Source organism: Pseudoalteromonas distincta (genome assembly GCF_000814675.1).
Taxonomy (GTDB): domain Bacteria; phylum Pseudomonadota; class Gammaproteobacteria; order Enterobacterales; family Alteromonadaceae; genus Pseudoalteromonas; species Pseudoalteromonas distincta.
This window is the reverse complement of record NZ_JWIG01000012.1, coordinates 19,798-41,212: the sequence shown is the minus strand read 5'-3', so window position 1 is coordinate 41,212 and position 21,415 is coordinate 19,798. Positions and strand designations below refer to the sequence as shown.

Below are 21,415 nucleotides of genomic sequence, written 5' to 3'. Positions count from 1 at the left end.
TTGGCATCAAACTGGGGAGATGAGGCACTGGCTGATACCAGCAAGGCCCGACTTACAGTATGAAATCATCTCCAGCGCAGGTAAAAATGACCATATCATTGAATTGAAAACCACAAAGCATGCACAAAAAAACTTTCCCGATGTTCCTGAAACAATTAAAGCGAGATTAATCAGCAAAACAATAAAGGGCAAAAGCTACCGTATATTAACCTCGATGACGGATAGATTGCGTTATCCAGGTAATGAAATTGTTGAATTATATTGTCATCGTTGGGAGATAGAACTTGGGTTTAGAGAAATCAAACAAACCATGCTTGATAGCGCATACCATTTAAGAAGTAAGCGTCCAGACATGGTGCGTCAGGAGCTATGGGCCGTGTTACTCGCCTATAATTTAATACGAAGAATAATGACGATGGCGGCGACAGTCACAGGGATATGGCCTAACCAGCTTAGTTTCTCTAGCAGTTCGATGGCTGTCATTCAGTATTTCTCGTCAGTATCTATAATGAGCCCAGGGAACATTCCAATACACTGGCAGCACTTACTCGATACACTGGTCTTATTTAAGCTTCCAGCTAGACGAGAGGATAGAAGATATCCCCGATGGGTTAAGCCAAAACCATCTAAGTATCCCCATAAAAAGAAAGATGCCAGTCAGCTTAACTGACTGGCATTAGGCATTTAGCCGCTTTTTTTGTAGCAAAATTAGTATTCGCTTTTAGTCTTTATTTGATAAGTGGTGCAGATGAATCGCGCTGCATTAAAGTAGGTTCAAAAAAGCGATTTATAACAAGGTTTTTATTTTGATAAACATCTTTAAGCACTAATTTAGCAGCCATTTCGCCCATTTTTCCGATCGGATTATCAATCGTCGTGAGTGTAGGGTACAGGTAGTTTGCAAAAATAACGTTATCAAATCCAACAATCGATAAATCGTTTGGTAAATTATAACCGTGCTCTCGAGCATATTTCATAGCACCGGAAGCCATTTCGTCATTGGCGCACACTAGTGCAGTAAAACTGAGCTTTTCATCAATAAAATGTTTTAAGCCTTTACTACCACCGGTTTCGTTAAAGTCCCCAATATAATAAAGCGCAGGATCAAATTTAATATCAGCCTCTGTGAGTGCTTGTTTATGACCCTCTAAGCGGTTAAAAGCATCGGCTTTAAACTGCGGACCTGCAATGTACGCTATTTGTGTATGGCCTTGATTTAATATCGATTTAGTGGCTAGGTAACCACCTAATTGATTATCTAAACTGATACAGTTATCTTTTAGTTGCTCTACATAACGGCTCATTAAATAAACAGGCGTAGAGCCTTTACTTAATTTTATTAGGTAGTCGTCAGAAACGGCTTCTACGTGCAAAATAATAGCATCGCAGCGTCTGCTAATTAAAAACTCAATGCCTTCTTGTTCTTTGTCTTCTTCACTGTGCCCGGTGGTAATAATAACGTGTTTACCCGCAGCTCGAAGCTCCGACTCAATGCCTGCCATCATTTGGGCAAAGAAAGGACCATGTAACTCAGACACTAAAATACCGACACTGTTAGTACAGTTAGAGGCTAAAGATTGCGCTATTGAGTTAGGCTTGTAGCCAAGCTGCTCCATGGCATCAAGCACTTTTTGTTTGGTTTTATCGCTTACACGGGTATTTTTGTTCATCACGCGAGAAACGGTGGCTAACGATACGCCCGCAAGCTCTGAGACTTGATAAATTGTTGCCATGTTATTTGTTCACTCGCTTATCCTTAACTAGTTGTTAGTTTAGATTGAATATTTTCAACAACCTGATTAGTCAGTGTATATTTTTTCATTATGTAGGCAACAAATAAAGATCCAAAAGCAGGTAAGACAGTGAATGACAGTAAAATACCGTGTTGAGTATCAAGTGTTTGTACTACATCGGCTTGATAGCTGTAAAAAGATAACAACCAGCCTGCAATTGCGCCGCCTACCGCCACGCCCATTTTAATAAAAAATATGACGCCTGAATAAACTAAACCCGTAATGCGTACACCTGTTTTTTCATGCCCATAATCTATGGTGTCGGCCATTTTTGCCCACAACAACGGGGTTGCCATATCTAAAAAGAATTTCCATAAAATAAAGGCAGTAAATGCGAGTACTAATTGATCTTTACTAATAAAGTAACTAAAACCACAAATAGCGGCAGCAATAACTTGTAAGCTTATATAGGCTTTTATTTTACAAAAGCGCTTTGCAAGCGGTTGAGCTAAAGCACACCCTAGCATGCTTGCTGCAACGCCTAGTGTCATAAATAAGGTGATTAAATCGTCTCGACCTAAATAGTATTTTACGTAGTAAACAGCAAGCGTAAGCCTTAATACTTGACCGGTAAGTAAAAAAAACGCAGCTAAGCAAAGTGTTCGCCATTGATCGTTTTTAATTAATGCTTTAATACTTTGGGCAAAAGGAATGTTTTGCTCTTTTGGCTGTTGTATACGCTCTTTTGTGCCTAAAAAACAAAGTAAAAACAGTACAAAGCCTAAAATGCTCATTGCAGTCATGGTGTATTGATAGCCCTTAGCTGCATCGCCTTGGCCAAAGTACTCAACCATTGGCATAGTACAACCCGCTACTATTACGCCGCCTAACATACCAAATACAAACCGGTAAGACTGAATAGTCACGCGCTCTTTTACATCTGCTGTAAGTACACCGCCCAGTGCACAATAAGGAATATTGATAGCGGTGTAAGCCACCATAAGTAGTGTGTAAGTAGTAAAGGCGTAAATTATTTTATCGGTGCCTTCTAAATCAGGCGTAGTAAACGCTAAAATACTAATAATGGCAAAAGGAAGTGAAAGCCAAAGTAGGTAGGGGCGAAAGTGCCCCCAGCGCGTATGTGTTTTGTCAGCAAGGTTGCCCATTAATGGGTCGGTTACGGCATCAAAAATACGTACTGCTAAAAACATAGTACCGACAACAGCGGGTGATAAACCCACTACGTCTGTGTAGTACAGCATTAAAAACATCATAACTGTTTGAAAAATAATATTACTGGCGGTGTCGCCTAAGCCATACGCTATTTTTTCTTTTACACTGACCATGATTATTTATCCCGCTTTATACTTGTTTTTAGTTATGGGTATGCTCTTATCTTTTAGAGATGAGTTCTTTATAAGCTAAGCCACTGTTTTTAATAGTGCGTTGCTGGGTTTTATAATCTACATACACAATACCAAAACGTTTTAAATAGCCTTCTGCCCATTCAAAGTTATCCATTAGGCTCCAAGCAAAGTAGCCATGTATAACAACACCTTGTTCAATTGCATTATGAACCGCGTTTAAATGAGTATTATAATAACTTAAACGGTCTAAGTCGTTAACTTCACCATTATTATACGTATCGGGCATTGCTGCACCATTTTCGGTTATATAAATAGGCGGTAAGGTGTATGTTTTATTAAGCGATACGAGCAAGTCAGTGAACGATTGCGGGTAAATTTCCCACCCCATATCAGTTAGCGGGCCCGTAGGTGCAATAGGCTCATAAATGTCAGTAGGGTGCGCTTTATAAACTTGGCGGGTATAAAAATTAATACCTAAGTAATCAATAGATTGAGAAATTAGTTCCATATCGCCCTCAAGAATATCAGGCTGATGGTTTAATGGTAATTGATTAATTATATCAGGATATTGGGCATCAATTATTGGTTTGATATACCACTGATTAAGGTAGTCGTCTGCAAATGCAGTGGCTTTTAAGTCTTCATCACTTTGAGTAAGGCTATAACACGGCGTAAAGTTAAGCACTATGCCATTTAATGTATTAGGCGAGTTTTGCTTTAATACGCTCATAGCGAGTCCGTGGGCTAATAATAAATGGTGCGCTGCTTTACGGCCATATTCTTTACCCACTTTACCTGGGGCATGAATACCAATTTCGTAACCTAAAAACGCACTACAAAATGGTTCATTCAATGTGGCATAAGAGTGAACGCGATCGCCAAAGGCTTTAGTAATTAAATTTACGTAATGTTCAAAAGCGTAAGCTGTTTGTCTGTTAAGCCAACCGCCTTCATCTTCAAGGTGTTGCGGTAAATCCCAGTGGTACAAAGTAACAAAGGCTTTAATATTGCGACGTTTTAGCTCATCTAAAATATCAGTATAAAACTTCACGCCTACAGGATTTAACTTTGCGTCTTGGGTCATCACGCGCGGCCACGAAATAGAAAGCCTGTAAGCATCTACGCCAAGTGACTCAATAAGGTCTATATCATCACGCCAAAGGTTATAGTGATCGCAGGCGGTATGACCGTCTGAGCTATCGACTATTTTATTGGGCGTATCGCAAAAAGTGTCCCAAATACATGGGAGACGATCTTGTGATCCGCCTTCTATTTGAAAAGAAGCTGTGGCCACACCGTATACAAAGTTTTTAGATAAAAGCGGTGAATGGGGTGGTAATGATAATTTTGTCATTAATAACAAACCTTTTGTTAGTCATTTACAGAGAAATCAGCTCTGTGTTTTTGCTTAATTAATGCTGTATGCGTGGTACAAAAAATAAAAAGTGTTGAAATATACAGCTTGTTCGTATTTAATTGCATATGAAAGCGCTTACATTTAAGGTTAGTGTTTATTAATTCTTAGGTCAACTCTTTAATGCTTCTGGATGGTTTAAAGACAGCTGAAAACTAAAACAGAGCAGCTTAAGAATAGATTTATAATAATAAAATACGGAGAACACATGGCAAGTTCAGCACCAGTGACAACACACACACAGTCGCAAAACTATCAGGATAAAAATTACAGTTTTGCATTAACTTCTTTAACAACATTGTTTTTTATGTGGGGATTTATAACCTGCTTAAATGATATTTTAATCCCACACTTAAAAGCCGTATTTAACTTAACGTATGTACAAGCCATGTTGGTTCAGTTTTGCTTTTTTGGCGCTTACTTTTTAATGTCACTTCCAAGTGGTTATATAGTTAAAAAGGTGGGATATAAAAAAGGCATCGTGATTGGATTATTAATTGCAGCAGTCGGGTGTATATTATTTTACCCAGCAGCGTCTTTACATAGTTACCCTGTATTTTTATTCGCTTTATTTGTACTTGCCAGCGGCATAACGTTATTGCAAGTATCTGCTAATCCTTACGTAAGTTTGTTGGGCTCACCAAAAACTGCGTCGTCTCGACTTACGCTTACCCAAGCTTTTAATGCATTAGGTACCACTGTTGCGCCATCATTTGGTGCTCTGTTAATTCTAGACTCAGCGTCAGAAGCTTTTTTAACACCGGCTCAAAATGCAGAGTCAGTTCAACTTCCTTACCTCCTTTTAGCTGCAATGCTTATTTTACTAGCCGGTATTTTTGCTTGGCTTAAATTACCAGACATTATGAGCGAGCAAAAAGCAGAAGCCGAAAAATCAGAGGCAATTGAAGGCAGTGCTTGGCAGTATCGCCATCTTGTATTAGGTGCTGTGGGTATATTTATGTATGTAGGCGCCGAAGTGGCAATTGGTAGCTTTTTAGTAAGCTTTTTAGCACAAGAAAATATAGCAGGGCTAAAAGAGAATGTTGCAGCTCATTACATCACTTATTATTTTGGTGGTGCTATGGTTGGGCGTTTTATTGGTGCTGCTGTAATGCAAAAACTACCCGCAGGTAAAGTACTTGGCTTTAACGCAACCATGGCTATTATTTTAGTCATTATTGCCATGAGCACGTCGGGTCAATTAGCAATGTGGTCAATACTATTGGTTGGTTTATTCAATTCTATTATGTTCCCAACTATTTTTAGTTTAGCGTTAAATGGACTTGGTAAGCATACCGCTCAAGGCTCTGGTATTTTGTGTTTGGCGATTGTAGGTGGTGCAATAGTGCCACTTTTACAAGGTGCGCTTGCTGATAGTGTGGGTGTTCAACTTTCGTATGTTTTACCTATTTTATGTTACATATTTATTGTTTTTTACGGCCTACGAGGCAGCAAACCAGTATTAGTGAAGGAGCCATCATAATGAAAACGACTTTTAAACTTAATGCATTAGCAATTGCAACGTTAGTAGGAAGTGTTACTGCACTAAGCGGATGTACTAACGAAAGCAATGTTGAAAAAGTAAATGTTGAAGCGCAATCAGAGCTTGAGAAAATTTGGCCAAAGCTTTCAATTGCAGTGAAAAAAGACCCAGCTATTGAAGCTCAAATTGTCACGTTTTTAGAAAATATGACGCTTGAGCAAAAAGTAGCGCAAATGATTCAACCAGAAATTCGTGATATTACCGTTGAAGACATGCGCAAATATGGTTTTGGCTCTTACCTTAATGGCGGTGGTGCTTTCCCTAATGGCGATAAGCATGCAACGCCAGAGGATTGGGTTGCACTTGCAGAAAAAATGTATCAAGCGTCTATTGATGACTCAGTTGATGGCAGTAAAATTCCAACTATGTGGGGCACCGATGCAGTACATGGTCATAATAACGTAATTGGCGCGACACTTTTTCCACATAATATTGGTTTAGGCGCAGCTAATAACCCAGATTTAATAGAGCAAATAGCGTCTATTACGGCAGTAGAAGTAATGGCTACGGGGATAGATTGGGTATTTGCACCCACTGTAGCAGTAGTACGAGACGACCGATGGGGCAGAACGTACGAAGGCTACTCTGAGGATCCAAAAATTGTTCACGATTACTCAGCAGCGATTGTAAATGGATTGCAAGGTAAAGCCGATGGCGACTTTTTAAGTGATAAGCGCGTTATTAGCACGGTTAAGCATTTTATTGGCGATGGCGGCACTGTTGATGGGGATGATCAGGGAAATAATATAGACAGCGAGCAATCGCTATTTGATATTCATGCTCAAGGTTACGTAGGTGGTTTGTCGGCGGGTAGTCAATCTGTTATGGCGTCTTTTAATAGCTGGAATGGCGTTAAAAATCACGGCAATAAATACTTACTTACAGATGTATTAAAAACACGTATGGGTTTTGATGGTTTTGTAGTGGGAGATTGGAACGGCCATGGGCAAATTAAAGGCTGTACTAACGAAAGCTGCCCAGAAGCGGTAAATGCTGGCCTTGATATTTTTATGGTGCCAACAGGCGCGTGGAAGCCGCTATATGAAAATACAATTGCACAAGTAAATGCAGGTAAAATAAGTATGAGCCGCATTGATGATGCGGTTGCACGTATTTTACGCGTAAAGTTACGCGCTGGGTTATTTGATAAACCAAGTCCGGCTAAGCGTCTTTACTCTGGAAAAACAGAGCTTATTGGCGCGCAAGCGCATCGCGAAGTAGCACGCCAAGCTGTGCGCGAATCGCTTGTATTACTTAAAAATAAAAATAACCTATTACCTATCGCAGCTAATCAACGCGTGCTTGTTGCAGGTGATGGTGCCGATAACATAGGTAAACAGTCGGGTGGTTGGAGTATTACGTGGCAGGGAACCAATAACAAAAATGCAGATTTCCCAGGAGCAACGTCAATTTACAAAGGGCTTAAAGAGCAAATATCTGCAGCAGGTGGAAGTGTTACTTTAAGTGCTGATGGTACGTTTGAACAACGTCCTGATGTTGCCATTGTTGTATTTGGTGAAGAACCTTACGCAGAAGGGCACGGCGATAAAGATAACCTTGAATTTGAGCGCGGAAATAAAAAGTCATTAGCACTTTTAAGCTCGCTAAAAGAGCAAGGCATTCCTGTTGTATCTGTGTTTATTTCAGGTCGACCTATGTGGGTGAACAGCGAACTTAACGCATCTGATGCGTTTGTGGCTGCTTGGTTACCAGGTACAGAAGGTGCGGGTATTGCTGATGTGTTATTAAAAGCGGCAGACGGCACCATCCAAAATAACTTTAAAGGTAAGCTATCGTTTTCTTGGCCTAAATCGGCGGTACAAACTGCGGTTAATAAAGGCGATGAAAATTACGATCCATTACTTCCTTATGGTTTTGGTTTAACGTATGGCGATAAAAATGTGCTAGCTGACGACCTTGATGAAGACTCTAAACTTGATAACTCAGGGCTTACGAGTATGGATATACTTGTTGGTGCACCTGTAGCACCATGGCGCTTATTGTTAAAATCGGGCGATGAGCTTTTAGATGTATCGAGTAGTACGCATGAATTTGGTGCAATTAAATACCGTACTGAGGACAAAACAGTACAAGAAGACGCGCGCCAATTTCACTTCAGTGGTGCAGAAAAAGCCAGTGCTGAAATAGTAACAAGCTTTGCAGAAGATACCATTGCCTACGTTGAAGCAAACAGTGTGATTAGCTTTGATCTTAAATTAAACGAAGCACTAACGAGCGATGTAGCCCTTGCCATGACTTGTTCTGGTGAGTGTGGTGCAAGCATTGATTTAGCAAGCGTCGTGGATAAAACTATTGAAAATAAATGGCAGTCAGTATCAATTGATTTAGGTTGTTTTGCTGATAAGGGTGTTAATTTTGCAAACCTAACAAGCCCGTTTAGCTTACACAGCAATGGTAAAGCATCAATTTCTGTAGCTAATATTCAGTTTGTACCAAATAAAGCGGACGAGGCTACGCTGTCTTGTAAGTAGTTTATTAACTCTATTGTGTGTATACCAAAGCCCTTCTAATGAAGGGCTTTTTTTATGGATAGATGTTAGCTAGATAAAATATGGTATTTTAAATATAGTTGTTTTTAATGCGCTTATAAGTCACTTAAAAGCAATTAACTTTTAGTGAGTAAGTTTTTTTCATCAAAGGTTACTACTTTGTCTCGGCCTGTTTCTTTAGCTAAGTAAAGGCGTTTATCAGCATAAGCGAGCAGCTCTTTTATAGTTGCATTCCCATTAATTGCATTACTTACCCCAGCGCTTACGGAAAGTTTTATATGCTGATTTTCATGATAAAAAGCTTGAGTGCTTATATTCTTTCTTAATAGCTCAGCATCACTTTTTGCTGCACTAAGGGTGTAATCAGGTAGTAAAATGGCAAATTCTTCTCCGCCAATTCTGGCACTAATACCTACATTTAAAAATTGCTCTTTAATAAAGTGAGATATCCACTTAATTGCGTGGTCGCCCGCTTCGTGACCAAACTGATCGTTTACACGTTTAAAAAAATCTATATCGAGCAAAATAACAGACACATTTTTGTCTATATTTTTAGGATCACTTAGTGCTTCTTTACTTTTTGTAAAAAAGCCACGGCGATTAAGTAATTGGCTTAAAGTATCGGTGTTAGCAAGGCTTGAAAGTGTATGCTCTGTATTAGAAGCCAGCAGGTATGGCAATATTAGTGCGCTACAAGTGGCCAAAATTAAATGACTACTTAAGATAAGTTGCAGTGGCTCTATGTAGTTTGGCGAATTAATACTAAAAATAGATATTGCCAACAGTGTTGTTTGTATAAGCATTAAAATACTATGAATTGAAAAACAAACTATCAGCGCTTTTTTTTGCAAAGTGGCTACAAAGTTCATCTGCTTAATAATATATGCGGAATATAGGTATAAAACCGAAATAATTAAGCTTGTCAGCATTTGCCCTGCAGGGTCTGAATATATGGGTAATAAAGCAACCCCCGTTAATCCAAGGAGACAATACAGAGGTTTTAAGTTTAGTGCCTTACTGTGCTTATATTTATTTAACCCAATAATAATTAACAATGGACTTAGTAATATAAAAATATCAGCCAAATAGTGAGTAATAAAAGGCGCGTCTATTACTAACTTTAAACAGGCAAGTAACTCGGCAAATGCAAAGGTAATGCACGCTAGGCCAAATAATAAAAATGATGTTTGTTTTTTAAAGTTATGTACGGATAAAAAAAACAAGCCTATTAATACGTTAAGAATAAAAGAGAGACTGATCACAGTAGGCAGGTGTAGCATTTAAGATTCTCTTTTATTAAAGATAGGCGTGGTTGGCGTGGAAAACGTGCTGATTATTATGTATTAATGTTTAAAGGTCAATATGGGTAAAAAGTAGTAATTTACCCATATATCTAATTTGATAGGGATTTTAACTGAACGAATATTAACGCCCGCTAAACCAAGCTCTCTAAAGCCGATTTTATATCAGGATGATGAAAACGATAATTGTTAACGAGTGCCTTTTTAGGGACTACAAATTGCCCCGTTGTTAGTAAGTCTGACATTTCACCCATTAATAGTTTAAGTACTGGGGTTGGCATAGTGATAAATGCAGGTCGAGAGAGCGCCTCGCCTAAGCTTTTACTAAATTGAGCATTGCTTACAGGGTTGGGTGCTGTTGCGTTAACAGGGCCTGATATTTCTGGGTGTTTAATAATAAAGAGTATTAGCTGAATCATATCGTCGATGTGTATCCACGACATGCCTTGCTCGCCATTACCAATCGGGCCACCCAAGCATAATTTAAAAGCAGGCAACATTTTTCCAAGTGCACCTCCTTTTTTAGCTAAAACAATACCCGTTCGCAAAAGACATACTCTGGTTTGTTCTGATTGGGCGAGTAGTGCTGCATTTTCCCAGTCTTTACAAAGCTGGTGGCTAAATTCATCGTGTGGGCGTTCAAAAGTTTCATCAATAGGATTACTATTTTGTCGACCATAAAAACCAATTGCACTGCCAGATATAAAAGTATGCGGGGGTATACTACAGGCTTTAATAGCTTCACTAATTTGCTGTGTAATATCAATACGACTGTTTCGTATTATTTGCTTTTGTTTGTCGCTCCAGCGTTTATTTACAATCGGCTCGCCAGCGAGATTAATAACGATATCAACAGTGTTAAAGTCAACATCACTAATGTCACTTACGGCTTTAACTTTGTGGCCTAATAATACGTTTGCTTTAGTTGGATTGCGGCTAAGTACAGTAACAGTATTATGATGAAGTAAAAAAGGGCATAAGTGCTTACCAATTAATCCCGTCGCGCCAGTTATAAATATATGCATTATTCATCCTTACAATAAAATAGAAGCAAGTGATTAAAAAACATACTCGCCAGCAAACAGCTTTGCAAATTTATACGTAAAACAGGCTTTTATGATCACTTCGTAATTATTTCATTTAATTACCTTTTGCCTTACACTGGGGCGATATAGTTAATAAAAGGATTAATAAATTGGCAAGTTTAACTGGAGTAAATAAAAGCTTAATAGTTTTTGCTTCCTTGGTAGTGGTCCTCGCTGGAATAAAAGCCGCGAGTGTAATTATTATTCCGTTTATTTTGGCGGCATTTATTGCCATTATTTGTAACCCGCTTATCAAGTTTTTTGCGCGCTACAAAATTCCTAAAGGCATTGCTGTTATGTTAGTCGTGCTGATTATAGTTGGCTTGGGGGTAAGTCTTGGTGGGCTTGTGGGGCAATCTATCAACGATTTTTCGCAGCAACTTCCTGAGTATAAAACACAACTAAAAGAAGAGTTTGTATGGCTGGTCGATTTAGCATCTCAATACAACATACTGATCAATAAAGATCAGTTAATTAATATGTTCGACCCTGGCAAAATGGTTGATGTGGCCACTAATATGCTCACAGGATTAGGTGGCGTAATGGCAAACATGTTTTTAATTATTTTAACGGTTGTTTTTATGCTGTTTGAAGGGCCAATGCTGAGCAAGAAAATACATATGGCACTTGAAGACCCTGATAGTAAAATGAAGCAAATTGACCGCTTTTTAGAATCTATTAATTCATACTTGGCAATTAAAACGCTAGTAAGTTTAGGGACGGGTATTATTGCTGCGTTTTATTTATGGATTTTAGACGTTGACTACTTTGTGCTTTGGGGCGTTTTGGCATTTATGTTCAATTACATTCCAAATATAGGTTCAATTATTGCGGCTGTACCAGCTGTATTACTTGCCCTTATTACTCAAGGCCCATTAGTGGCAGGACTTGTTGCTGCAGGATATTTAACAATAAATACGGTAATGGGTAATATTGTAGAGCCTAAATTTTTGGGCAAAGGGCTGGGTCTTTCAACGTTAGTGGTGTTTTTATCATTAATATTTTGGGGCTGGTTATTAGGTACTGTGGGTATGCTTTTATCTGTACCATTAACGATGATTGTAAAAATAGCCCTAGAAGCCAGTGCAGAAGGCAAGTGGGTTGCCACTTTACTGGGCAGTGGTGAAGACGTTACTAAAAACAACTAACATCTATAACCATCAAGGGCTGTAAAATTAAAACCCTTGATGGTTAAATTATCAATAAATACAGGGCTATTAATTAATAAACGATTTAATAGCGTCATCCACTGCGTTTATTGCGCCTTCTAAATATCCTGCTTCTTGTTTTGCAAACTCACTCGCTACAAAATGAATATTGAGGTTACTTAATTGCTCTTCCAAGTTTGAAAAACCAAATTCTGGGTGCTGTGAAGGCTGAGTTTGATCGTCTCTATTAGCTACAAATTTATCCTCTGCCCAGTCTTTAATAAAGTATCCGGTTGCCTTTTCAGCATCCTTACCATAAAAGTAGCTAAGCTGTTGGGCACAGGCTTGAATTAATTGCTCTTGAGTTACTTGGTTTCGTGATAAGTAGGGGACACCTATAAAGCCAAATAATGCGGCGTAATTACTATTCTCAGCACTGGCATCGTGAATCTCGACCATAGGGCCTACGCGACTAAAGCATTGCCCAGATAAGTTTTTATCACGCCAAAATGCATGTTCAAAAGTAGCTATAAACTTGGCTTGTCCTGCCATCCATGTAGGTACGCTACTAAGGCGGTTTATGAGTGTTGGAGTCGCCCATAGTTCAGGTGTTAAATGCGTTGTAACCATACGAGGAGGAATTGCTGAAATTAATTTGCCAGTAGTAAAGTGCTTTATATTACCTAAGTGATTAACAGTAACTTGCCAGCTATTATCGTTCTTTTTAAGCTCAGTGACATTGTGTTCTAATAATATTGAATCAGGATTAAGTTTCTCGTATAAGGCAGTTATTATGGTATTCATGCTATGTTTGAGTCTAAATAGTTGCATATCTCCAGCGCCTGCAATTTGTTGAGGTTGCTTGGAGTTAGGTGCTTGATATAACACATCACCTTTATTGTATTGCTCAAATATACTTAAGTTGAGTGACTTAATTAGCGCTTGAATTTTTGGTTGGTGGGGAAATATCCACGTAGGACCCAAATCAAAACTAACATCGTTATTTATTGGTGATTGCGCGGCAAAAATTCGGCCACCTAATTGCGATTTAGCTTCTAATAATAAGTACTCAATATTAAGTAGTTGTAATTTATACGCACTGTACAAACCAGCAAGTCCGCCACCTATAATAATTACTGGTTTAGTCATCTGTTTATCCATTAGTTTTTAGCAATCTACTAGTAGGTAGTTTGTTTTGATATGAATAAATTGTCAAGTAAGCTAAAGGGAGTGAGTAAATAAACGTAACTAGTTTAGTGTGTTTAAGTTACGTCAAAATGGGTGTTTTAGTGATTCTGTAAATTGATTTATAAGCTCAATTTCACACAGTTTATAGCTAATGGCTGCGGTTGTCGCATTAGGAAGTTTTATTAAGTAGCGCCATTGGCAGGCGCTCTCAAGGTACTTTTCATTATTTTTAATGCTGCGCATAAATAACGGCAGCACTTGCGTATTGCCTGTGCTTTCTTGTGATTTAGTTAGCTCATATTTACGCTTTTGTATCCAACTGCCTTGTGCTTGTTTTGCTTTATCAATTTGGCTATCTAGGCATTGAATATATCGCTTAGCTTCATCGGTTGTTGCTTTAGCGGCTAAAGTACATGCTTCATCTGCAAAGCTGTATTGGCTTGAAGCTAATAACACAATGGCAGTTAGTTTTAATAAATAGTTACTTTTTGTCATTGTAATTAAACTCTAAAATAAATTGAGCGCCGCCTAAGTTATCAGCTTCTGTAATGGTAAGTGTACCGCGATAGGACTTAACCAAGTCAGATACAATTGCCATCCCTACGCCGTGTCCACTTTCGTATGTATCCAGACGAGTACCCCGTGTAAGTAGAGATTCACGTTTGTCCTCTGGTACGCCAGGGCCATCATCGCTAATTCCAATACACAAAGTTTTGCTTTGAATAACTTGTATTGCTACTTGTGAGCGACACGCTTTACAGGCGTTATCAATCAGGTTGCCAAGTAATTCCATTAAATCTGTTTGGTCACCTAAAAAGTAATCTTTTTCGGTTACGGTGCAGGTAAAAATAATATCTTTATCACGGTACACTTTTGCCATAGCACTGAGTATTGAATCGAGTACTGGCTTAATAGGTGTTTGTTTTTTCCACGTGTCTGATGCACCGGTTGCAGCACGCTTTAATTGGTGCTCGATCATCACATTTATGCGGTCGAGTTGTTCTTGTGCATCGGCATCGTTTGCCAATGGACTTGATTTAAGTACCGCAAGCGGTGTTTTAAGTGCATGAGCAAGGTCGCTTAATGAGGCTCTGTAGCGCTCTTTTTGGCGTTGTTGCGACTCAAGTAGCAAATTTAGGTCTGCTTTTATTGTTTGCAGTTCTACAGGGTAGAGGCCTTTAATTTCTTGAATATCACCCGATTCAATTGCTTTTATTTCTTTATCGAGTCGTTGGAGTGGGCGAGCGCTCCAAATAAAACCAATCGCCATAAGGCCTGCAATTGCAATGCCCATTATAAACATCCAATCTACAAGGGTTTGCTTAAAGCCATCCATTAAACGAAGTAGAGCGTCATTACGTTTAACTAATATAAAGCGAGCTTGTTCAGACTGGTCTATGTTATTTAAAATTACAGTCAGGCTAAGTTGCCAGTACGCGGTATTATTATACTCCACGCGCCTGAAATCGGCAGCACCGGCTTTGGTCTCTATTTGTTGAGGTACATAGTTTAAGTTTACAGCCGATTCTGAGTTCCAAACAGGATCATCATCGCGGTAAATCATAGCGTAGGTATCTGAATTTAATCTGTTTAACTCAGGCGCTAATATAGTGCTGGGCATAATAATACCATGCTCAGTAAAGTCGACTTCAGATATTAGCGAGTAAAGCTGTGCTTCGAGAGTTTTTTCAGTCGCATCAACAAGTGAAGCGTAATACGCTTTGCCAATTGAATAAAATAAGATAGGGAGCGCGACTAATAAAACAAAGACAAGGATAAATCCTTGCCTTATTTTTAACGATATTTGCGGTATTACCACTGGCTTTTAAGCCTGTAACCACGCCCACGTAGTGTCTCTACTGGGTTTAGCACACCATCAGGGTCAAGCTTTTTACGCAAACGTAGTACAAATACTTCAATTACGTTTGAATCAAGATCGAAATCTTGGTCGTAAATATGCTCAGTAAGTTCTGATTTAGAAATTACTTTTTGCGGATTTACCATTAAGTATTCAAGTACTTTATATTCGTAAGCTGTAAGGCTAAGCTCTTTATCATCAACCCATACTTGTTGTGAACGTGTATGAATTTTAATTGGACCCGCAGTCATTTCTGGATTTGCTTTACCAGCACTGCGACGAATTAATGCATTACAACGTGCAATAAGTTCTTCAACATGAAATGGTTTGGTAAGATAGTCATCAGCACCTGCATCTAAACCTTCTACTTTATCCTGCCAGCGATCGCGCGCTGTTAAGATTAAAATAGGAATAGTAATGCCTTGTGCTCGTGCTTTATTGATTAGCTCAATACCGTCTATTTTAGGTAAACCTAAATCAACTACGGCCATATCAAGCGGGTATTCTGTAATGTGGAAAAGACCTGCTTCACCATCGTGACATAAATCCACGCTGTAACGTTCTTTTTCTAAAGCATTACGTAGGTTATCTGCTAAATGTAAATCGTCTTCAATAACTAAAATTCGCATTTGTTAATCCTTTTTCACTTCGCCGGTTTTTTTATTTATATGTAAATCAACGACGTGGCCGTCATATTTGAGTATTCGTACGGTATAAAAATCTGTTTTTTCGGTAATTTTTAAGGTCTTACCGCCTATTGTTTTCTTTGCAAGTATTACGGCTTTCTTTTTGTCCACCTCAGCATGAGATGCTTGGGTGGCCGTCGCTGCTTGAGCAAAGTTAGCTAAGCTAACACAAGCAATAAAACCGAGGCTTAATAATACGCGCATAATGGAAAACTCCTAGACCAGACCCACTTAGTTTAATTAACTAAGTTACTAAAATTCAAGTAAAAACGCTAAATTCGCTTTTATCTCAGTAATTTTAATTAAAATCTTGTGAACAAACCCTGAATTACAGTGCAACGCACGCTCTTAGGGTTTAATACACTTTTAAGCAGGGAACACTTTTTTGAAAGGTTTAACAACTGTATTTTCATAGATGCCAGCGGCAACGTAAGGGTCAGCTGCTGCCCATTCTCGAGCGGCTTCAATTGACTCAAACTCAGCTACAACTAATGAACCGGTAAAACCTGCTTCTTGAGGATCTTCACTATCGACTGCCGGAAACGGACCTGCGGTAAGTAAACGATTTTGAGAATCAAGCTCACTAAGGCGTGCTAAATGTGCCGGGCGTGCTGCTTTTCTGAGCTCTAAGCTATTTTCAACGTCTGTTGAATGAATCATGTACAACATAAGTAATCTCATAAAAATTGTTAAATTTGATTAACGCAATACTACCACAGCGTTGAAAATTGGTGAATTAAAAGCGTATTTACACAGGTTTACACATCGATTTTATTTTTACGCTGTAATTGCTTGAAAATCTCTGTGTAACACTGGTAGAGTCGCTGAAATATACAAAATAATAAAAAGGTTTCAAGCATGAGCGAAAATAGAGAACGATTTAGTTCCCGTCTCGGATTCATATTAGCGGCGGCAGGTTCGGCTGTTGGTATTGGTAATTTAGTTGGCTTTCCGGTTTCTGCTACTAAAAATGGCGGCGGCGCATTTTTATTAATTTACGCTTTATTTGTCGTATTCATTTGTTTACCAGTCATGATGGCTGAAATGGCAATGGGTCGTAACGCTCAAAAAGATCCACTTGGCTCGTATAAGCTATTATCAAATAACGATAAAAAATGGAAGTTTGCAGGCTTTTTAGCCGTGCTTACGCCATTTATGATTGCTGTATTTTATATGGTAATTACTGTTTGGATTTTTGGCTATTTAACGCAAACAGGCCTAGGTAATTTAGATTTATTAGCAGATCCCGGCCACTTTGGTGTTTTTATCAATAGTTACACTGTGTTTGGTTATATGGCCGTTGTGGTTATTATGGTGAACTTAATTTTATTAGGCGGTGTTAAGCAGGGCATAGAAAAAGCCGCTAAGTTTTTAATGCCCGCCTTATTGGTTATGCTGCTTGCCCTCGTTATTTATGTATTAACGCTTGATAACGCAATGGCCGGTGTTAAATACTATATTATTCCTGATTTTTCTAAAATGAATGCAAGTGTCTTAAATGGCGCATTAAGCCAAGCGTTTTTCTCGCTATCTTTGGGCATGGGTATCTTAATGACTTACGCGTCGTATATTTCTAAAAAGGATGATATTGTAAGTAGCGCTAAAATGGTTGCTATTACTGACTCACTCGTTGCGTTTGTAGCTGGTTTAATGGTGCTACCGGCTATATTTAGTTTTGATCCAAATACAGACCCAGCTGCACTTTCTGACTCGTCTGTATCGATGATTTTTGTATACCTACCTAAAATATTATTAGCACTGCAAAATGATATTGGCTATGTGGGTGCGTCTATTGTTGCGTTCTCGTTCTTCTTATTAGTCTTTTTTGCAGCAATTACCTCACTTGTTTCAATAGTAGAAGTCCCGACTGCAACACTAAGTGACCGCAAAGGTATTAGCCGTAAAAAAGCATTGGGCATCCTTACACTTTCAACCGGTGTACTTACTATTTTATGTACAATGTCGTTTGGTATGATTGACAGCCTTACTTCGTTCACCAGTTATGGCGGCGTTAATAAGAGCTTCTTTGATATTATTGTTGATGTATTTTACGACACAATTTTACCGCTTAATGGCTTAATGGTGTGTTTGTTTGTAATGTACCGCTGGAAAAAAGCACGCTTAACACAAGAGCTAAGCTTAGGTTCGCCTAATTATGCGGGAAGCTTGATGGAAAAGTACGTTAACTTTTCACTTTCAACGTTTATTCCTGTCATTCTAGCTGTGATATTTATAAATACAGTGGCGACTAAGTTTTTTGATTTAAAAATATTTGGTTTTTAAATAGACCTCTTTAAAAGCTTATTGAATAATATAATGCCGCTCAGCTAAGCTCAGCGGCATTTTTTATGAGCGTTTTTTTCAGGTATCTGGTAACTATTAAAAGGATTTAAAATGAATAAAATTATTATTGGGTTTGCTTTTGCTATTTCATCATTTGGCGCATTTGCACAAAGCGCTGATGGTTGGCCAGAAGGCGGTGCAATGCACACCGGCAATATTTATAATTTAGAGGGCAATAGATACAAAACTAAAATCAGTAAAATGATGGATGAAATTTACCCACAACTAACTGATGATTACCAAGTTGATGCAGTTAAAGCACAAATAAAAGCGTGGGAGCAGTATATAGACGCTACATGTAACGTTGTTGGCATAGCAACGGGGGCAGGTGGCTCTTGGCCCTCAACGTATAGTGTTAAATGCGAAAGAAGCCTAAGTTATGATAGATACTTTGCAACTAAAAACGCGCTGAAGTGCGTTAATAGATTAAGCAAAGAAGAGTTTGTAGGGCGTAGCGAAAAGTTAAATTGTTTAATTCAAACATTAAATATAAAAATATTTTAAGGTTTGCAGCATTGCTACAGCTAAATTGTACAGTTAGCTGTAGCATTTTAGGCTTTATAGCAACTCAATACTTACTGTTGCGCCTTTTTCGATATTGCCGCTTTGCGCCGGCACTACAATTAAACAGTTAGCTTTACTAAGCGACGAAAGTACACCCGAGCCCTGTTTATTAAACGGGGCAACCACTAAGTCACCTTGCTCGTTAATTGTTGCTGTACCGCGCTGAAAGTCGGCTCTTCCTGGGCGCTTTTTAATAACGGATGTAGTAACCGCGTTAAAGCGCATTTTAGGATTTACTTCACCAAGCCCCGACAGCTTTTGCAGTGCAGGCTCTACTAACTGATTAAACGTAACAGCAGCCGACACAGGGTTACCTGGCAAGCCAAAAAAGTAACTGTTACTTAATTTACCAAAGGCAAAAGGTTTGCCTGGTTTCATGGCTATTTTCCAAAAGTGGATATTGCCAATTTCGTTGAGCACTTCTTTAGTAAAGTCGGCTTCACCAACCGATACACCGCCTGAGCTTATTACGGCATCGGCAAGTTCGTTCGCTTTTAAAAATGCATTAGTGATGAGTTCTTTGTCATCAGGGATTATTCCTAAATCAAGCACGTCTATATTTTTTTGTTGCAGCGCACTAATAATAACAGCGCGGTTGCTTTCAAAAATAGCGCCTTGTTTAAGCGGCTGACCAGGTTCTATTAGCTCATCGCCTGTAGAAAGCACGGCTATTTTTAGGGTTCTTACCACATCTATATTGGCAATTCCTAAAGATGCCAGTAATCCCACATCAACAGCTTTTAATTTATCGCCTGCTTTTAAAATAACATCGTCGATTGCAATATCCTCGCCAGCAAAACGCACGTTTTCATTTAACTCTGGTTGCGCGGTAAACGTAATTTTATCGCCATCAACCGAGGCGTTTTCTTGCATTACAACGCCGTTAGCGCCAGGTGCAATGGCAGCGCCGGTCATTATTCTTACGCATTGACCAGGGGTAAGTGTTCCTTCAAAAACTTGCCCCGCAAACACACTACCTACTTGTGTGTAGGTTAAGCTTTTATCTGAAATACACAGCGCATAGCCATCCATTGCAGAGTTGTTATGCGCTGGTACGTTTATAGTTGACTTAACATCGCTTGCTAAAACGCGATTAACACTTTGCATTATAGAAATGGTTTCAACGTCTTTAACAGGCGTTATTGTGCCAAGTATATTTTGTATTGCAGTTTCAATTGGTAATAAACCGGGTGCATTGCAAACATCGTTCATATATATTGCTTACTTAAATCATTTTATTTTGAAACAATACTTATAATGTCAAAGCTTTACAATACATGGTTGGGTTATTTTTTGTGTGTGATATGCATGCTTTCGTGCAGCGTAAACGCAAAAGAAACGCTGCAAGTAGCCGTAGCGAGTAATTTTAAAACTGTATTGGAAACCCTACTAAAAAAATCCCCATTACCTAATGTTGACGTGAAAATATCAGCCGCTTCTAGCGGTGTTTTATATTCGCAAATAGTGCATGGCGCGCCATTTGATGTGTTTTTATCGGCTGACGATTTTCGACCGCAATCGCTTATTAAAGAAGGCTATGCCGAGCAAAGCAGCTTAATCACTTACGCGTTAGGCGAACTTGCTTTGTGGCAACCCAAAGCTGAAAAAGTAAATGATAAAGTAGCCATTGCTAATCCGCGTTTTTCACCATACGGACGTGCCTCAGAGCACTACGCGAATAACCATTTTAAAAAACCAATAAATTATGTGTACGGGAATAACATTACACATGCGTTTCAGTTTGTGCAAAGTGGTAATGTAGGAGTAGGGCTGGTGGCTGTTTCATCCCTAAAGGCGGCTTACAGTAACACGCAAGATCAAAAATATTTAGATTATACCGTGCTGCCTACCAATCAATATCCCGATATAATTCAACAAGGCGTTATTATTAGCTCGACTAAAAAGCATGCTAGCGCTAAGCAACTTATGCAATTTTTAATGGCAGAAGCTACGCAGCAGCAGTTAATTGAATTAGGTTACAGAATAAAGGACAACAATGCTTCAAAGTGATTTAACCGCGCTGTGGTTAACTATAAAACTTGCCTTTATAACCGCAGTGCTCCTTCTTGTTTTTTGTATTCCACTGGCATACAAGCTCGCTGGCTATAACGGTAAATTTAAACCATTTTTAGAGGCATTAATTGCAATGCCTTTGGTGCTACCGCCTACGTTATTAGGGTTTTACTTACTTGTTTTATTTTCGCCTGATCACGCTTTTGGGCAGTTTTGGTTTTGGCTAACGGGTACGCAGCTTGCGTTTAGTTTTCAGGGCGTGGTTATCGGCTCGCTTTTTTATTCACTGCCTTTTGTAATGCAGCCGCTTGTGGCTGGGTTTAAACATATTAATCAAACCTATAACGAAGCTGCCATTGCGCTTGGGTTGAGCCCGTTTAAACGCTTTGTGCATTTAATAATTCCACTTTTAAAACCCAGTATTGGTAGCGCGTTTGCTTTAGGTTTTGCGCATACATTGGGTGAATTTGGTTTGGTATTAATGATTGGCGGTAATATTCAGGGGCAAACACAGGTGGTGTCTATTGCGCTTTATGACCATGTTGAATCGTTAAATTATACGGCGGCGCATCAGCTTTCACTTATTTTACTGGCTATTTCGTTTGCCTGTTTAGTGCTGTTATTTAAGTTTAATAAAAGCATTGTAGGGGTTAAGCAATAAA

General features: G+C 38.9%; 20 protein-coding genes. 8 read left to right on the top strand and 12 right to left on the bottom strand.

Annotated elements, in window-relative coordinates; genetic code table 11:
• Positions 1-670 (top strand): IS4 family transposase (locus QT16_RS09115; protein WP_039486429.1); only part of this gene is annotated, 670 nt, incomplete at its 5' end.
• A gap of 58 nt (positions 671-728) precedes the next feature.
• Here QT16_RS09115 and QT16_RS09110 read toward each other — a convergent pair.
• Genes QT16_RS09110 through QT16_RS09100 form a run of 3 tightly spaced genes read right to left on the bottom strand, consistent with a single transcriptional unit; the run spans position 729 to position 4,454 of the window.
• Positions 729-1,733 (bottom strand): LacI family DNA-binding transcriptional regulator, encoded by a 1,005-nt coding sequence (locus QT16_RS09110; protein WP_039488120.1) that lies wholly within the window; start codon positions 1,731-1,733, stop codon positions 729-731.
• A gap of 23 nt (positions 1,734-1,756) precedes the next feature.
• The gene (locus tag QT16_RS09105) at positions 1,757-3,079 is read right to left on the bottom strand and encodes a glycoside-pentoside-hexuronide (GPH):cation symporter (RefSeq protein WP_039488118.1); all 1,323 of its coding nucleotides are present in this window, start codon (positions 3,077-3,079) and stop codon (positions 1,757-1,759) included.
• Positions 3,080-3,125: 46 nt separating this feature from the next.
• A complete protein-coding gene (locus QT16_RS09100) occupies positions 3,126-4,454 on the bottom strand; it encodes a GH1 family beta-glucosidase (RefSeq protein ID WP_039488117.1) in 1,329 nt (442 codons plus the stop codon).
• 268 nt (positions 4,455-4,722) lie between these two features.
• Between QT16_RS09100 and QT16_RS09095 the strand changes: the two genes are divergently transcribed.
• Both QT16_RS09095 and QT16_RS09090 read left to right on the top strand, forming a co-directional pair.
• Positions 4,723-5,997, top strand: a complete 1,275-nt coding sequence (locus tag QT16_RS09095; protein ID WP_002959789.1) for a sugar MFS transporter — start codon at positions 4,723-4,725, stop codon at positions 5,995-5,997.
• Positions 5,997-8,549, top strand: a complete 2,553-nt coding sequence (locus QT16_RS09090) for a glycoside hydrolase family 3 protein (protein ID WP_039488114.1) — start codon at positions 5,997-5,999, stop codon at positions 8,547-8,549. The genes QT16_RS09095 and QT16_RS09090 overlap by 1 nt, the downstream gene beginning before the upstream one ends.
• A 134-nt stretch (positions 8,550-8,683) precedes the next feature.
• On the opposite strand, the gene QT16_RS09085 is transcribed toward QT16_RS09090, so the two are convergent.
• Both QT16_RS09085 and QT16_RS09080 read right to left on the bottom strand, forming a co-directional pair.
• The gene (locus QT16_RS09085) at positions 8,684-9,847 is read right to left on the bottom strand and encodes a GGDEF domain-containing protein (protein ID WP_024595422.1); all 1,164 of its coding nucleotides are present in this window, start codon (positions 9,845-9,847) and stop codon (positions 8,684-8,686) included.
• A 155-nt stretch (positions 9,848-10,002) separates the two neighbouring features.
• Positions 10,003-10,893, bottom strand: a complete 891-nt coding sequence (locus tag QT16_RS09080) for a TIGR01777 family oxidoreductase (protein ID WP_039488113.1) — start codon at positions 10,891-10,893, stop codon at positions 10,003-10,005.
• A 170-nt stretch (positions 10,894-11,063) separates the two neighbouring features.
• Between QT16_RS09080 and QT16_RS09075 the strand changes: the two genes are divergently transcribed.
• Entirely contained in the window at positions 11,064-12,101 is a 1,038-nt protein-coding gene (locus tag QT16_RS09075) for an AI-2E family transporter (RefSeq protein ID WP_024595420.1), read from the top strand.
• A 69-nt stretch (positions 12,102-12,170) separates the two neighbouring features.
• Here the strand turns inward: QT16_RS09075 and QT16_RS09070 are convergent, their stop codons facing one another.
• From QT16_RS09070 to QT16_RS09045, 6 genes are all read right to left on the bottom strand, one after another.
• Positions 12,171-13,250 carry a flavin monoamine oxidase family protein gene (locus QT16_RS09070; RefSeq protein WP_039488111.1) on the bottom strand — a complete coding sequence of 360 codons (1,080 nt, stop codon included), beginning with the start codon at positions 13,248-13,250 and terminating at the stop codon, positions 12,171-12,173.
• A 123-nt stretch (positions 13,251-13,373) separates the two neighbouring features.
• Positions 13,374-13,784 carry a hypothetical protein gene (locus tag QT16_RS09065; protein WP_024595418.1) on the bottom strand — a complete coding sequence of 137 codons (411 nt, stop codon included), beginning with the start codon at positions 13,782-13,784 and terminating at the stop codon, positions 13,374-13,376.
• A complete protein-coding gene (locus QT16_RS09060; RefSeq protein ID WP_002959804.1) occupies positions 13,771-15,108 on the bottom strand; it encodes an ATP-binding protein in 1,338 nt (445 codons plus the stop codon). The genes QT16_RS09065 and QT16_RS09060 overlap by 14 nt, the downstream gene beginning before the upstream one ends.
• Entirely contained in the window at positions 15,102-15,776 is a 675-nt protein-coding gene (locus QT16_RS09055) for a response regulator transcription factor (protein ID WP_002959806.1), read from the bottom strand. The genes QT16_RS09060 and QT16_RS09055 overlap by 7 nt, the downstream gene beginning before the upstream one ends.
• Positions 15,777-15,779: 3 nt before the next feature.
• On the bottom strand, positions 15,780-16,037 hold the full coding sequence (locus QT16_RS09050) for a hypothetical protein (RefSeq protein WP_039488108.1): 258 nt from the start codon (positions 16,035-16,037) through the stop codon (positions 15,780-15,782).
• A 162-nt stretch (positions 16,038-16,199) separates the two neighbouring features.
• Positions 16,200-16,502: a YciI family protein gene (locus QT16_RS09045; RefSeq protein ID WP_039488129.1), complete on the bottom strand. Its 303-nt coding sequence runs from the start codon at positions 16,500-16,502 to the stop codon at positions 16,200-16,202.
• Positions 16,503-16,691: 189 nt separating this feature from the next.
• Between QT16_RS09045 and QT16_RS09040 the strand changes: the two genes are divergently transcribed.
• Positions 16,692-18,116, top strand: coding sequence for a sodium-dependent transporter (locus QT16_RS09040; protein ID WP_002959812.1), 1,425 nt, complete (start codon positions 16,692-16,694; stop codon positions 18,114-18,116).
• 111 nt (positions 18,117-18,227) lie between these two features.
• Positions 18,228-18,680 carry a lysozyme inhibitor LprI family protein gene (locus tag QT16_RS09035; RefSeq protein ID WP_039488107.1) on the top strand — a complete coding sequence of 151 codons (453 nt, stop codon included), beginning with the start codon at positions 18,228-18,230 and terminating at the stop codon, positions 18,678-18,680.
• A gap of 54 nt (positions 18,681-18,734) precedes the next feature.
• On the opposite strand, the gene moeA is transcribed toward QT16_RS09035, so the two are convergent.
• Complete coding sequence (moeA, locus tag QT16_RS09030; protein ID WP_039488105.1) at positions 18,735-19,952, bottom strand: molybdopterin molybdotransferase MoeA; 1,218 nt, start codon at positions 19,950-19,952, stop codon at positions 18,735-18,737.
• A gap of 96 nt (positions 19,953-20,048) precedes the next feature.
• Here moeA and modA point away from each other — a divergent pair, with 96 nt between their 5' ends.
• The gene (gene modA / locus QT16_RS09025; RefSeq protein ID WP_039488103.1) at positions 20,049-20,750 is read left to right on the top strand and encodes a molybdate ABC transporter substrate-binding protein; all 702 of its coding nucleotides are present in this window, start codon (positions 20,049-20,051) and stop codon (positions 20,748-20,750) included.
• The gene (modB, locus tag QT16_RS09020) at positions 20,737-21,414 is read left to right on the top strand and encodes a molybdate ABC transporter permease subunit (RefSeq protein ID WP_002959821.1); all 678 of its coding nucleotides are present in this window, start codon (positions 20,737-20,739) and stop codon (positions 21,412-21,414) included. Before modA ends, modB begins: the two co-directional genes overlap by 14 nt.
• Position 21,415 lies beyond the last annotated feature (1 nt).

Coding starts and splice junctions, on each gene's coding strand:
- QT16_RS09110 (WP_039488120.1), bottom strand. CDS start 1,733: ATGGCAACAATTTATCAAGTCTCAGAGCTTGCGGGCGTATCGTTAGCC.
- QT16_RS09105 (WP_039488118.1), bottom strand. CDS start 3,079: ATGGTCAGTGTAAAAGAAAAAATAGCGTATGGCTTAGGCGACACCGCC.
- QT16_RS09100 (WP_039488117.1), bottom strand. CDS start 4,454: ATGACAAAATTATCATTACCACCCCATTCACCGCTTTTATCTAAAAAC.
- QT16_RS09095 (WP_002959789.1), top strand. CDS start 4,723: ATGGCAAGTTCAGCACCAGTGACAACACACACACAGTCGCAAAACTAT.
- QT16_RS09090 (WP_039488114.1), top strand. CDS start 5,997: ATGAAAACGACTTTTAAACTTAATGCATTAGCAATTGCAACGTTAGTA.
- QT16_RS09085 (WP_024595422.1), bottom strand. CDS start 9,847: ATGCTACACCTGCCTACTGTGATCAGTCTCTCTTTTATTCTTAACGTA.
- QT16_RS09080 (WP_039488113.1), bottom strand. CDS start 10,893: ATGCATATATTTATAACTGGCGCGACGGGATTAATTGGTAAGCACTTA.
- QT16_RS09070 (WP_039488111.1), bottom strand. CDS start 13,250: ATGACTAAACCAGTAATTATTATAGGTGGCGGACTTGCTGGTTTGTAC.
- QT16_RS09065 (WP_024595418.1), bottom strand. CDS start 13,784: ATGACAAAAAGTAACTATTTATTAAAACTAACTGCCATTGTGTTATTA.
- QT16_RS09055 (WP_002959806.1), bottom strand. CDS start 15,776: ATGCGAATTTTAGTTATTGAAGACGATTTACATTTAGCAGATAACCTA.
- QT16_RS09050 (WP_039488108.1), bottom strand. CDS start 16,037: ATGCGCGTATTATTAAGCCTCGGTTTTATTGCTTGTGTTAGCTTAGCT.
- QT16_RS09045 (WP_039488129.1), bottom strand. CDS start 16,502: ATGTTGTACATGATTCATTCAACAGACGTTGAAAATAGCTTAGAGCTC.
- QT16_RS09040 (WP_002959812.1), top strand. CDS start 16,692: ATGAGCGAAAATAGAGAACGATTTAGTTCCCGTCTCGGATTCATATTA.
- QT16_RS09035 (WP_039488107.1), top strand. CDS start 18,228: ATGAATAAAATTATTATTGGGTTTGCTTTTGCTATTTCATCATTTGGC.
- moeA (WP_039488105.1), bottom strand. CDS start 19,952: ATGAACGATGTTTGCAATGCACCCGGTTTATTACCAATTGAAACTGCA.
- modA (WP_039488103.1), top strand. CDS start 20,049: ATGCTTTCGTGCAGCGTAAACGCAAAAGAAACGCTGCAAGTAGCCGTA.
- modB (WP_002959821.1), top strand. CDS start 20,737: ATGCTTCAAAGTGATTTAACCGCGCTGTGGTTAACTATAAAACTTGCC.